Here is a 13,639-nt window from a genome sequence, read left to right on the forward strand (position 1 = left end):
GGCGCATCCGCAGCAACCCGCCGTGACCGATGGCCGCCTCCTGTCCCCGCCGCGCCCCCAGCCCCAGCCGACCGAGCCCGCGTCCGGGACGCGGCTGATGGGGCCGCGCGCGGACGAGGATCGGGACGGGAATCGGGGCGAGGGTCGGGACGCGTCGGTGGACTGGGCCGAGCGCCGCCGGATCGCCGAGCAGGGCCGGGGCGAGCGGGCGTGGTCGCTCTGGGGTCCCTACCTCAGCGAGCGGCAATGGGGGACCGTGCGGGAGGATTACAGCCCCTGCGGCAACGCCTGGGCCGCCCTGACGCACGAGGACGCCCGCTCGCGCGCCTATCGCTGGGGCGAGGACGGGCTGGCGGGGATCTGCGACGAGCGCGGCGGCCTCTGCCTTTCCCTCGCCCTCTGGAACGGGCGCGACCGCATCCTCAAGGAGCGGCTGTTCGGCCTGACCAACCAGGAGGGCAACCACGGCGAGGACGTGAAGGAGGTCTACCACTACCTCGACGCGGTCCCGAGCCACGCCTACCTGAAGATGCTCTACCGCTACCCGCAGGCGGCCTTTCCCTACGCGGACCTCGTCGCCGAGAACGGGCGGCGCGGGCGGGAGCAGCCCGAGTACGAGATCGAGGAGACGGGCGTCTTCGACGGGGACCGGTTCTTCGACGTCACCGTGGAGTACGCCAAGGCCGACGCCGACGACGTCCACGCGGTGATCACCGCGCTGAACCGGGGGCCCGAGCCCGCCGACCTCCACCTCGTCCCGCAGCTCTGGTTCCGCAACACGTGGTCGTGGCAGGCGGGGCCGGCCGGGCAGGCGCGCCCGCGGATCGCCCGCGCGCCCAACGGGGGCGCGATCTGCACCCACGACCGGCTCGGGCCGTACCGGCTCGCCTTCGACGGGGCGCCGGACCTCCTGTTCTGCGAGAACGACACCAACCTGCGGCGGCACGGCGGGCAGCCGGACGCCCCCGGGCCGTTCAAGGACGGGCTCCACGCGGCGATCGTCGACGGCGATCCCGCTGCGGTGCGCCGGGACGCGGGCACCAAGCTCGGCCTGCACTACGCGCTGCGGCTGGCGCCCGGGGAGACCGCCCGGGTCCGCCTGCGGCTGTCGGCGGGCCTGCGCGCCCGGGCCGTCGACGACGGCTCCCTGGTCCGCCGCCGGGTCGCCGAGGCCGACGCGTTCTACGAGGAATTGCAGGACGGCATCGCGAGCCCGGAGTCCCGCGCGATCTTCCGCCAGGCCGCCGCCGGCCTGATCTGGTCGAAGCAGCTCTACTGCTACGACGTGCGGCGCTGGCTGGAGGGCGACCCGCTCCAGCCGCCGCCGCCCCGGGCGCGCGCGGGCGGCCGCAACGGCCAGTGGCGCCACTTCGCGGCGGCCGACGTGCTGTCGATGCCCGACACCTGGGAATATCCCTGGTTCGCCGCCTGGGACCTCGCCTTCCACTGCCTGCCGCTCGCCCTGCTGGACCCGGACTTCGCCAAGAAGCAGCTCCTGCTGCTGACCCGCGAATGGTACATGCACCCGAACGGCCAGCTCCCGGCCTACGAGTGGGAGTTCGGCGACGCCAACCCGCCGGTCCACGCCTGGGCCACCTACCGGGTGTTCGAGATCGACCGGGACCGGCGGGGCGGGCGGGGCGACCTCGCCTTCCTGGAAGGCGTGTTCCACAAGCTCCTGATCAACTTCTCCTGGTGGGTGAACCGCAAGGACGCGCAGGGGCGCAACGTCTTCCAGGGCGGCTTCCTGGGGCTCGACAATGTCGGCGTGTTCGACCGCTCGCGCCCGCCCCCGGGCTTCGGGGTGGTGCACCAGGCCGACGGCACCGCCTGGATGGCGATGTACGCGCTCAACATGATGCGCATCGCCCTGGAGCTCGCCCTCCACAACGACGTCTACGAGAGCACCGCCTCCAAGTTCTTCGAGCACTTCCTGCTCATCGCCGAGGCCATGACCGACATGGGCGGGTCAGGGGGCGGGTCAGGGGGCGGGGAGGGCGGCGGGGAGGGCGGCGGGTTCGGCCTGTGGGACGAGATCGACGAGTTCTACTACGACGAGGTCGACATACCCGGCGGCGGGATGCTGCCGTTGCGGGTCCGCTCCATGGTCGGGCTGGTCCCGCTCTTCGCCGTCGAGGTGATCGAGCCCTCGGTGCTCCACCGGCTGCCGGACTTCGCCCGGCGCCTGAACTGGGTGCTGGAGAACCGGCCCCACCTCGCCCGGCTGGTCTCCCGCTGGACCGAGGGCGGCGTGAAGGACCGCAAGCTGCTGTCGCTGCTGCGCGGCCACCGGATGAAGGCGCTGCTGCGCCGGATGCTCGACGAGGCCGAGTTCCTCTCGCCCTACGGCGTGCGCTCCCTGTCGAAGGTGCACCGCGACGCGCCCTACGTGCTCAACGAGCTCGGCGCCTCCTTCACAGTCCGGTACGACCCGGCCGATTCCACCTCGAACATGTTCGGCGGCAACTCGAACTGGCGCGGCCCGGTCTGGATGCCGATGAACTTCCTCATCGTCGAGGCGCTGCGGCGCTTCCACACCTATTACGGCGACGACTTCCGGGTGGAGTACCCGACGGGCTCGGGCGCGATGCTGACGCTCAGCGCCATCGCGGACGCCCTGGAGGATCGCCTGATCGCCCTGTTCGCCAAGGACGAAACAGGCCGCCGGCCGGCCTTCGGCACCCGTCCGCCGATCGCCCCGGCACCGGGCGCCGAGGAGCCGCTGCTGTTCCACGAGTTCTTCGACGGGGATACGGGGCGGGGCCTCGGCGCCGCGCACCAGACCGGCTGGACGGCCCTGATCATCAACCTGCTGCGCGACCGGGCGCGCGCCCGGTAGGCGCGCCCGGTCTGGAACCGGCCGATCCGGCCAGCAGCCGGTCAGAAGCCGGTCAGCAGCTCAGCCGCCGGCCCTCGCGGCGCCCGAACACCCGGTAATGGGCAGCCCCCGATTCCATCTGGCCGTTGGCCACGGCGCGCCGGACATCCGGGTTGCAGCGCAGGTACTCGCGCTCGTCGAACCCGTAATTGGCGCGGCCGCGGTAATCGTCCCGGTCGCGGTAGCCGCGGTCCCGGTAATCGTAATCGCCGCGGTCGCGGTAACCGCGCCCGCCGTAATCGTCGTAGTCGGGGCGCGGCTGCGCGGAGACCGGGCCGACCACGCCCAGAATGCCGAGGCTCACCGCGGCCGCTGCCAGAATCGCCTTCATCGTACCAATCCTCCCTTGTCGGTGGCCAGAAACGCGTCGGGGCGCGGATGGTTCGATCGCCTCGGACGTGGCACCCCCGGCCAAATCGAGCTCAGCCCCCGCGATGCGGGAAGCCCGCCTCGCGGCGCTGCCCCGGCCCGCGCCGGGTCGGACGCCGCCCCGGCGCGGATGCGCGTCACATGCGACGCATCATCTCGCGACGCATCTCGCGGTGGCGCATCTCGCGGCGCATCTCCCGATGCATCATGTGGCGCTCCATCCGGTGGCGCATCATCCGGCGCTCCATGCGACGGCGCATCATGTGGCGCTCGACGGGATCCATCTGGACCGTCGAGACCATGCCGGCGGGCGCCGACACGCCCGTGCCGGGTCCGATCGGCGCGGCGGAGGCCGGGATCGCGACGGCGGAGCCGAGGGCCGCCAGCAGGGCGGCGGCAATGATCGTTGAACGCACGTGAGGTTTCCTCTCTCGCCGCCCGGCAAGACGGGCGGGCGTTTCCAGGGGACTCGCGGCCGGGTCCGCCCGCAATCCCGCCCAGGAAGGCTCGGGCTGCCCGGATGGTTCCCCGGACCGGGCCGCCCCGCCACGAACGCGCCGGAGCGGTGTCGCGACGGGCTTCGCGTCGGGCCGGCGGCCCGGCCCCGTGGCCGCCCTGGATTGGACCGGGCAGGGCGCAGGTGATGCACGAACGCATCACCCGGCCGCAAAAGCGAACGGAACCAAGCCGCGGCGCGACCGAAGATCAGAGCAACATCTCCGCTGACAATGACTCCAATACACCCTCAACGTACTAAGTATCGAAGATACACGACATCGATAAAATACACTTCTCGCATCGACGATTGCGGATCGAGTGAAATTTGATGAGACAGATCAAAACTTCGCGCTTCAGAATCGAGACATCATGACCTAGTCATAAGAACGCATTATGCGAACCGCGCGAGATCAGCAGAAGCTCCACTTCGGCATCCGAATCCTTACCGACGAAGAGACCTTGACGCTCATGCCTTCGACGACGCGCGGCGGGGGACACTACATGTATCGCATCTCGAGTTCCGGACTTCTCCTGTGCCTGCTGTCGCAGACCGCGATGGCGGCGGACCTCCCGCGGAGGGCCCTTCCGCCGGCGGCGACGGCCGTGCCGATCTTCTCCTGGACCGGAGCGCATGCCGGCCTGTTCGCCGGTTACGGGACCCTCGATCGGGCCACGCAGTTCGTCTGCACAGGTCCGGACGGGCAGCCCGGAGCCCGGAACTGCCCGGTCATTCCATCGAAGCGGGCCTCGGACGGGAGCTTCGTCGGCGGCGCCGAGGTCGGCTACGATTGGCAGGTGAATTCCGGCTTCGTCGCCGGCGCCGCCGCGGATTACCAATTCACCCGGCTGTGGGGCTACGATCGCCGCGAAGGCGCCTTTCCGGCCGCGGGCGGCGGCTTCTATCGCCGCAGCGTCGCCCATTCCGGCCAGAGGCTGGACGAGCTCGCCACCCTGCGCGGCAGGATCGGCTTCGCCGTCGATCGCACCCTCGTCTACGCCACGGGCGGCCTCGCCGCGGGCACGGTCCGGACCGACAACAACCTGTCGCTGGCCGGTTTCCCGCTGTTCGACGGGCGCCAGGGCGCGGTGCGCCTGGGCTACGTGGCCGGCGCCGGCATCGAGCACGCCTTCAGCGAGCACCTCTCCGCCAAGGTCGAGGGTCTCTACTACGATCTCGGCTCCCGGGCGGTCCTCCCGGCTCCGTCGTACCCCGTGCTGACCGGCTACCACGCCGGCTCGCGCGTCGCGACGGACGGCTTCCTGGCCCGCGTCGGCCTCAATTACCGGTTCGGAGCCGGGCTGCCCGACCTGCCGCCGGTCGCGCTGGCCGGCCCGGCGACCTGGGATTTCGAGGGCGGCCTGCGCTACTTCTTCAGCGCCGGGACCCCGCGCGAGAAGCTCGGCGCCCCCGACGCGCCGGGCCAGCTCAACTCCCGCCTGACCTACGCCAACGCCCAGGCCCATGCCGGCGAGAGCTTCGCCCGGCTCGAGCACAACCCCACCGGCCTGTTCGCCAAGGGCTTCCTCGGCTCGGGCGGCGTCACCGGCGGCCGCCTCGCCGACGAGGACTTCCCGCCCGCCCTGCGCCGCTACTCGAAGACGCTGTCGCCGATCAAGGACGGCGACATCGGCTACGGCGTGATCGATCTCGGCTACGACGTGCTGCGCCGGGATGGGTACAAGCTCGGCGGCTTCCTCGGCTACCAGTTCGCGTCCGAACTGTATAACGGCTACGGCTGCCGTCAGGTGGCGGGCGGGACTCCCTGCGCCAGACCCTACCCGACCAGCATGAAGACGCTGGGCGAGAGCATGCAGTGGAACGCGCTGCGCGTCGGCGTGATCGGCGAAGCGCGGTTCGACCGGGTCCGGCTGAGCCTGGAAGGCGCCTACCTGCCGGTCGTGAGCCTGAGCGGCGTCGACCGGCACTGGCTGCGGCCCGACATCAACCCGGGGCCGGAAGGCGGCCGCGGCGACGGCTACTTCCTGGAGGGGATCATCTCGTACGACCTGACGCCGTCCGTCAGCGTCGGCGTCGGCGGCCGCTACTGGCAGCTTCAGGCCGACAAGGCGCACACGACGGCCTTCCCGTTCTCGCCGCCCAGCCCGATGAAGTTCGAGACCGGTCGCTACGGCGGGTTCGCGCAGCTCTCCTACCGGCTGGCCGATTTCGGCTTCGGCGAGACAGGCGCTCCGGCGGCCCCGATCCGCAAGGACTGATCCAGCCGCCACCCCGCGCCCGAACGCCGGCGCGGCCGGTCAGGGGACGGGCCGCGCCGGCCGTTCGATCCCGGTGCCGCGATCCCGGTGCCGCGATCCCGGCATCGGCCCCACCCGGCCCGCGGCAGCGACGCCGCGGGGCCGCTCAGCTTGGCCGCGCGGCCGTGTGAACCGGCCGCGACCGGTCGTCGGCGTCCCCGGCAGGTCCGGCCCGGACGGGAGCTCCGGCCCGGACGGGAGCTCCGGCAGGCTCGGCGGAGGGCCGACGCGGCCGGACCGCTCCCCCACGCAGCGCGCGCCCCGCGCCCCCTCATCCCCTCAGGGCCGCGGCCGCGCCGGGTTCCCCACCACGGTGACGCCGGCCGGGACGTCGCGCGTGACCACGCTGCCCGCCCCGACGATCGCGTCGTCGCCGATCGTGACCCCGGGGAGGATGATCGCGCCGCTGCCGATCCAGACATTGGCGCCGATCACCACCGGGCGGGCGAATTCCAGCATCTGCCGCCGCTGCGCCGGGTCGCGCGGATGATCGGGTGTCAGGATCTGCACGGCCGTGCCGATCTGCGTCAGGTCGCCGATCGTGACCGACATCACGTCGAGGATCGCGCACCCGAAGTTCAGGAACACGCCGCGGCCCAGGCTGATGTTGTAGCCGTAGTCGCAGTGGAACGGCGGCCGGATGTTGCAGCCCGGACCGACGCGCGCGAAGGCCTCCTCCAGGAGTGCCTGCCGCTCGGGCTGGCTCCGCGTCTGCGTGGCGTTATACCGGTCCATCCATTCCGAGATGCGCCGGTTGTCGGCGGCCAGCTCCGGGTCGTCGGCGCAGTACAGCTCGCCGGCCAGCATCTTCTGCTTCTGGGTCTTCATGATCTCTGTCGTCACGGTGAGAACCTCCCTCCGGCCGCGTCGGTCCGCCTCCGGCCCGACACCGCGGGCCCCAGCTATGCGTACAGATGTACACATCGAGGCCGCGCGCGTCACGGCCCGGCTGCCCTGAACCGGATCCGAGGAGGTCTGCTTGCCCGCCGCCCAGCGCCGTTTCGACCCGGATCGCCGGGCGCGCATCGTCCGGGCGACCCTCGACGTCGTCGCCGAGCACGGCGTCGCCGGCACGACCCACCGCCGGGTCGCGGCGGCGGCCGACGTGCCGCTCGGCTCCATGACCTACCATTTCGACAGCCTCGACGCGCTGCTGACGGAAGCGTTCACCGGGCTGGCCGACACGGTCTCGGCGCGGTTCGCCGACCGGCTCGCCGCGGCCGCGACCGTCGACGAGGCCTGCGAGGCCGTGGTCGACCTGATCGTGAGCGACATCTGGGCGAGCCCGCGCACGATGCTGCTGAGCTACGAGCTCTACGCCTTCGCGGCCCGGAACCCGCCGCTGCGCCGGGTGATGCAGGACTGGATGGCCAAGAGCCGCGCGGCCCTGGGGCGGCACTTCGCGCCGGAGGCCGCCAAGGCCCTCGACGCGATGATCGAGGGCCTGACGATCCATCGCTCGGTCGACCCGCAGCCGGCGGATCGCGCGCAGGTGCGGGCGATCGTCGAGCGGCTGGTGCGGTAGGTCTGCTCCCGTCCGCGCCGCGACACGCTCCGGCGCGCCGGGCCCTCAAGCGATCGTGATCGCGGGGTGACAGGCGCCGAATGCCGCACGGTGCCGGCAAGGAATCCGCAACCATCGCACGAGCAGGTTCGTGCCGATATGCGCGCCGCCGGCGCGTCCGGGCGCGGTCCGCGTCGGTGGCAGGGATCCGCAAGCGCCGATGCAGACTGACGCGACCCGCCCGGCCGCGCCGCCGGATCCCGCTCGGCCTCAGGCCGCGGGCGAGCCTGCCCCCTGGGACGGGGCCCCCGGCTTCGGGCAGTGGCGCCTCGATCCGCGCACCCGCCGGGTGACCCGGTCGGCGAATCTCGCGCGGCTGCTCGGGACGCCCGGCGCGTGCGACCTGCCGCTCGCCGAGCACGTCGCCTGCTATCATCCGGACGACCGCGCCGCCCTGGTCGCGCGGCTCGAGGGGATCCTGGAGGGGAGCCGGCCGGCCATCCCCTACCAGGCGCGGGCCCGCGTCGTCCGCCCGGACGGGACCGTGCTGGACGCGATCATCCAGGGGCTGCCCGAGTCCGGGCCCGACGGCGCGCTCGTGGCCCTGCACGGCCTCATCCTCGATGTGACCGACCTCGTCCAGTCGGAGCGGCGGGCGCGCGAGACCGACATGATCCTGCGCGGCACGCTGGACAGCATGGAGCAGGGCCTCGTCGTCCTCGATGCCGGCCGGCGGGTGCGCGCGTTCAACCGGAGCGCCGCGGACCTCCTCGACCTGCCGGACGACATCCTGCGGCCGGGCGTCGCCCTCCCGGACATCCACGCCTACCAGCGGGCCCGCGGCGACTTCGCGGAGGCCGGGTCCGATCCGGGCTTCGCGACGGCCGGGCGCGGGCGGGGCCCGCTGCCGCCGCTGTTCGACTGGCGCCTGCCCAGCGGGCTGATCCTGGAAGTCCGGTGCGCGGCCCTGCCGGACGGCGGCACCGTCCTGACCTTCGGCGACGTGACGCAGAACCGGATCGCCGAGCGGGCGCTGGAGGAGAGCGAGCGCCGCTACCGGCTGCTGGCCGAGAACGCCACCGACATCATCATCTGGTCCGACCTGACCGCCCGCCGCCGCTACGTCTCGCCGGCGGTGCGCGCCGTCCTGGGCTACGACCCGCAGGACCTGATCGGCACCCACCCCCTCGACTTCGTCCACCCCGACGAGGTCGGCGCGTACCGCCGCGTGCTCGACGACCTCACCGGCGGCCGCGCGTCCCGCGCCCTGACCTCCCAGCGCTACCGGCACCGGGACGGGCACTGGGTCTGGCTGGAGATCTCGTTCAGCCTGACCCACGACCGGGCGACCGGCGCCCCGGACGGCTACGTCGCGACCCTGCGCGACGTGAGCGCCCGCAAGGCCGCGGAGGACGCCCTGCGCCTGAGCGAGGCCCGCTACCGGGCCCTGGCGGACGCGCTGCCGCAGCTCGTCTGGATCGCCAGCATCGAGACCGGCGACGCCTCCTACGTCAACCGGCGCTTCGAGGATTACTACGGCCCGATCGGACCGACGCGCGCCGCCCGGATCGCCCGGACCCATCCCGACGACGCGGAGCGGATGGAGCGGCTCTGGTCGGAGGCCCCCACCCGCCGCGCGCCCTACGAGGTCGAGGGCCGCCTGCAGCGGCACGACGGCCCCTACCGCTGGCACAAGATCGTGCTCCTGCCGATCTGGCAGGGCGAGACCATGGTGGGCATGCTCGGCACCGCCCTGGACATCGACGAGATCGTCACCGCCCGGCGCGAGGTGGAGGCTGCCAGCAGCCTGCTGCACCTCGCCCAGCAGGCCGCGCATGCCGGAACGTGGCACCTCGACCTCGACAGCGGCCGGATCGAGTGGTCCCCCGAGAGCGCGCGCCTCCACGGCATCGAGACCGACCGGAACCACGTCCTCGACACCCGGGACTGGCTCGCGCTGATCGACCGCGGCGACGGGGAGCGCGCGATGGAGATCGCCGCGGCGGCCGCGGCCGCGGGGGAGACCTTCTCGATCGAGTTCCGCGTCCCCACCCCGGACGGGGGCGTGCGCTGGATCAACGGCGTCGGGCGCGGCGCGCCCGGGCAGGCGCGGCGGATGATCGGCCTCAACATCGACGTCACCGCCCGCAAGGCCGCCGAGGCGGCGCTCCTCGACGCCAAGGCGGCGGCCGACGCCGCGTGCCTGCAGGCGGAGCGGGCGAGCGCGGCCAAGAGCGAGTTCCTCGCCGCCATGAGCCACGAGATCCGCACGCCGCTCAACGGGGTGATCGGCTACGCCGACCTGCTCCTCGACGGGACGGATCTCGGCCCGGCGGCGCGCCGGAACGCCGACCGGATCCGCACCGCCGGGGCCGCGCTCCTGACGGTGGTCAACGACGTCCTCGACTTCTCGAAGGTCGAGGCCGGCCAGATCGAGATCGTGCCCCGGCCCTTCGCCCTGGAGGCGCTGATCGACAACGCGGTGTCGATCGTGCGCCCCTCGGCGGAGCGCAAGGGGCTCGCCCTCACGGTCGCCCTCGGCCCGGGCCTGCCCGACTGGATCGAGGGCGACGAGGACCGCCTCCGGCAGATCCTGCTCAACCTGCTCAACAACGCCATGAAGTTCACCGCCTCGGGCGGCATCGACCTGTCGGTCCGGGTCAGCCCGGACGCCGCCAGCGCGACCGGCGGGACGCGGCTGCGCTTCGCGGTCCGCGACACCGGCATCGGCATCCCGACCGACAAGTGCGACCGCCTGTTCCGGCGCTTCTCGCAGGTCGACGGCTCGATCAGCCGCGAGTACGGCGGCACCGGGCTGGGGCTCGCCATCTCGAAATCCCTCGTCACGCTGATGGGCGGGACGATCGGCGTCGCGAGCACGGTCGGTCACGGCTCGACCTTCTGGTTCGAAGCCGACCTGCCCGCCGCCTTCCCGCCGGCCCGCGAGACCGCGCCGGCCTCGGCGATCGCCCGCGCGACCGGCCGCCGCCTGCTCCTGGCCGAGGACGTGCCGCTCAACCAGGACCTCGCCCGGATAATCCTGGAGCGCGCCGGGCACGCGGTGGACGTGGTGGCCGACGGGGTCGCCGCGGTAGCGGCCGTCCAGGCGCGGTCCTACGACCTCGTGCTGATGGACGTGCAGATGCCCGTGATGGACGGCATCGCGGCGACCCGGAGGATCCGCGCCCTGGGCGGCGCCGCCGGCCGCCTGCCGATCCTCGCGATGACGGCGAACGTCCTGCCGCAGCAGGTGGCCGAGCTGCGCGCCGCCGGGCTCGACGACCATATCGGCAAGCCGTTCCGCGCGGACGCGCTGCTCGCCGCGATCGACCGCTGGGCGGGGCCCCGCGCGGAGCCGCCGCGCCGCGGGGGCACGATCGACCGCGCCACCCTGGACGAGATGACCGCGATGGTCGGCCGGGCGCGGATGGGCGATCTCCTGGCGATGCTGGCGAAGGAACTCGCCGAGCGGTTCGGGCCGGCGGCGCCCGACGGCGACCGGACGCGGCTGATGGGTGACGCGCACGCCATGGTGTCGGCGGCCAGCATGATCGGCTTCGTGGATCTGGCCGCGACCTGCCGGGCCTTCGAGACGGCCTGCCGCGCGGGCGACGACGTCACCGCGCTGCTGTCCACGCTCCGGGCCCAGGCGGCCGCGACGATCGACGAGATCGCGGTGCTGCGCGCGGCCTGAGCGGACGACCTGAACCCGCTCGCCCCCGCGGCGCGCACCACGCCCTCTTCGGCGGCCCGCGAGAGCCGCTCCCGGTCGTGCGGCGACCGGGCCGAGGACGGCTCGAGGACGGCTCGAGGATGACCGTCGCCGATCCGGGCCGGGCGCCTGTCCCGCCCCTCCGACGACCTCGATCGGGACGATTCCACGACCGGACCGGACCGGGAACGGGAACCGACGGCGTCGGTGATGCCGATGGCCGTCCGCCGGGCCGTCCGTCAGGCCGGGACCTGGAACACAACCTCAATCAGCATCAGCCATATATACGCATACTATTAGCGCCATATTCCAATCTATTCGGACATAACTTCTTATTACCTGTGATGACATAAGCCGCCTTCGCCGACCGAACTGCGTTCCGGCCTGCCGCTTATAGCCTCCACGAAGCTCTCCCCCTCTCGCGCATGCACCCCGCGTCGGACGCGGCGGCCCTGCGCCGCGACGCCCGGATTCCCATGACCCTGCGCATCGGCACCCGTCTCCAGTTGATCACCGCGATGGCCCTGCTCGGCATGGCGGTGCTGATCGGGCTGGCGGCCTGGGACCTGTCCCGGGTGATCGGCGACGCGCGCGCGCTGCAGACCCGCAACCTCGTCGAGGCGGCGCACGGGGCGCTGGCCTACTTCGAGGGCGAGGAGCGGGCGGGGCGGATGAGCCGCGCGGCCGCCCAGGCCGCCGCGATCGCGGAGATCCGCGGCCTGCACTACGCCGGCAGCGAGTATTTCTGGATCCAGGACATGCAGCCGCGGATGCTGCTGCATCCGAAGGACGCGCTGATCGGTCAGGATGTCGGCGGCCTCACCGATCCGGCCGGCAAGCACCTCTTCGTCGCGATGGTGGAGCAGGTTCGCCGGGCGGGGGCGGGGTTCGTCGCCTATAGCTGGCCGAAACCGGGCCTCGACCGGCCCGTGCCCAAGATCTCCTACGTGAAGGGTTTCGCGCCCTGGGGCTGGATCATCGGGACCGGGATCTACGCGGACGACACCGCCGATCAGGTGCGCCCGGCCCTCCAACGCCTCCTCGCCGGCGCCGCCCTCGCCGCGCTGGTGATCGCCGGCCTGGCGACGCTGATCGGCCGGGGCGTCGCCCGCCCGATCCGGGCGCTGACCGACACGATGGACGGCCTCGCCGGGGGAGACCTCGAGCGGGCGGTGCCCCGCACCGGCGGCACCGAGGAGATCGGCCGGATGGCCGCCGCCGTGCAGGTGTTCAAGGACAACCTGATCCGCACCCGGCAGCTCGAGGCGGAGACGGCGCGGGCCCGCGCCTCGGCCGAGGCGCAGCGCCGTGACGGCATGCGCCAGATGGCGGACGGTTTCGAGGCCGCGGTCGGGGGCATCATCGGGCAGGTCTCGGCCGCGGCCACCGAGCTGCAGGCCACCGCCGGTTCCATGTCGGGCTTGGCCGGCCAGACCTCGATCCAGTCCCGCACGGTCGCGGCGGCGGCCGAGGAAGCCGCCGCCAACGTCGGCACGGTCGCGGCGGCCGCCGAGGAACTGGGCGCTTCGGTGCAGGAGATCGGCCGGCAGGTCCAGGGCTCGGCCGGCCTCGCCCAGGCGGCGGTCGGCGAGGCCGACCGGACCGGCGCGCTAGTGCAGGAGCTCAGCGCGGCCGTGACGCGGATCGGCGACGTCGCCGGGCTGATCGCCGCGATCGCCGGCCAGACGAACCTGCTCGCGCTCAACGCCGCCATCGAGGCGGCCCGTGCCGGCACGGCCGGGCGCGGCTTCGCGGTCGTGGCCTCCGAGGTGAAGGCCCTGGCCGAGCAGACCGCCAGGGCGACGGCGGAGATCTCGGGGCAGATCGCGCGGGTTCAGGGCGTGACCGGGCAGGCGGTCGGCGCGGTCGGCGCGATCACGGCGCGCATCCGCGAGATCGACGCCGTGGCGACCTCGATCGCGGCCGCCGTGGAGCAGCAGGGCGCGGCCACCCAGGAGATCGTGCGCAACGTCGGGGAGGCCGCGCAGGGGACCGGGGCGGTGACCGGCACGATCGCGCGCGTGGCGGGTGCCGCCGGGGAGACGGGAGCGGCGGCGGGGCAGGTGCTCGGCGCGGCCTCCGCGCTGTCGCGTCAGTCCGAGCACCTCGCCGCCGAGGTCGGGCGCTTCCTCGCGACGGTGCGCGCCGCCTGAGCCGCGGGCGCGGCCCCGCGCGGGACCGCGCCCGGGGTTTTGCACGCCGAAATTTTCGTCTCCCGCGGGCGCGGCGGCCAGCAGCAACGATCCCGGCCGTCGGTCCGGCCCGCCGGACCGTGCCGGGCCAAGCGCTGCATCGACCCGGCGTGGCGCCGCGCCTCCGCTCCAAGACGCTCCGGGACGACGAGGAGTGGCATCTCCGATCGGATCGTTCCGGAGATCAGGACCCGATCACGCGCGCTCCGGGGAGATGAACATCCCGACGC

General features: G+C 73.0%; 8 protein-coding genes. 5 read left to right on the forward strand and 3 right to left on the reverse strand.

The genetic code is table 11. The features are described from left to right. Positions 1-97: 97 nt before the first annotated feature. A complete protein-coding gene (locus ME121_RS25685; protein WP_210383420.1) occupies positions 98-2,839 on the forward strand; it encodes an MGH1-like glycoside hydrolase domain-containing protein in 2,742 nt (913 codons plus the stop codon). A gap of 52 nt (positions 2,840-2,891) precedes the next feature. Here the strand turns inward: ME121_RS25685 and ME121_RS25690 are convergent, their stop codons facing one another. Together ME121_RS25690 and ME121_RS25695 are read right to left on the reverse strand one after the other, a co-directional pair. Next, on the reverse strand, positions 2,892-3,209 hold the full coding sequence (locus ME121_RS25690) for a hypothetical protein (protein ID WP_012318754.1): 318 nt from the start codon (positions 3,207-3,209) through the stop codon (positions 2,892-2,894). 175 nt (positions 3,210-3,384) lie between these two features. After that, a complete protein-coding gene (locus tag ME121_RS25695) occupies positions 3,385-3,663 on the reverse strand; it encodes a hypothetical protein (RefSeq protein ID WP_012318753.1) in 279 nt (92 codons plus the stop codon). A 550-nt stretch (positions 3,664-4,213) separates the two neighbouring features. Here ME121_RS25695 and ME121_RS25700 point away from each other — a divergent pair. Then, entirely contained in the window at positions 4,214-5,962 is a 1,749-nt protein-coding gene (locus ME121_RS25700) for an outer membrane beta-barrel protein (RefSeq protein WP_408902612.1), read from the forward strand. Positions 5,963-6,280: 318 nt separating this feature from the next. Here ME121_RS25700 and ME121_RS25705 read toward each other — a convergent pair whose 3' ends face one another. Further along, entirely contained in the window at positions 6,281-6,829 is a 549-nt protein-coding gene (locus tag ME121_RS25705) for a sugar O-acetyltransferase (protein WP_041372302.1), read from the reverse strand. Between the two features lie 151 nt (positions 6,830-6,980). Here ME121_RS25705 and ME121_RS25710 point away from each other — a divergent pair, with 151 nt between their 5' ends. The 3 genes from ME121_RS25710 to ME121_RS25720 all read left to right on the forward strand — a co-directional run bounded on the left by ME121_RS25710 (position 6,981) and on the right by ME121_RS25720 (position 13,370). Next, positions 6,981-7,526 (forward strand): TetR/AcrR family transcriptional regulator, encoded by a 546-nt coding sequence (locus tag ME121_RS25710; RefSeq protein ID WP_053622448.1) that lies wholly within the window; start codon positions 6,981-6,983, stop codon positions 7,524-7,526. A 199-nt stretch (positions 7,527-7,725) separates the two neighbouring features. Beyond that, positions 7,726-11,199 (forward strand): PAS domain S-box protein, encoded by a 3,474-nt coding sequence (locus ME121_RS25715; protein WP_053622449.1) that lies wholly within the window; start codon positions 7,726-7,728, stop codon positions 11,197-11,199. A gap of 494 nt (positions 11,200-11,693) precedes the next feature. After that, positions 11,694-13,370: a methyl-accepting chemotaxis protein gene (locus tag ME121_RS25720; RefSeq protein ID WP_029360883.1), complete on the forward strand. Its 1,677-nt coding sequence runs from the start codon at positions 11,694-11,696 to the stop codon at positions 13,368-13,370. Positions 13,371-13,639: the final 269 nt, after the last annotated feature.

Source organism: Methylobacterium sp. ME121 (assembly GCF_000974725.1).
GTDB lineage: Bacteria > Pseudomonadota > Alphaproteobacteria > Rhizobiales > Beijerinckiaceae > Methylobacterium > Methylobacterium radiotolerans.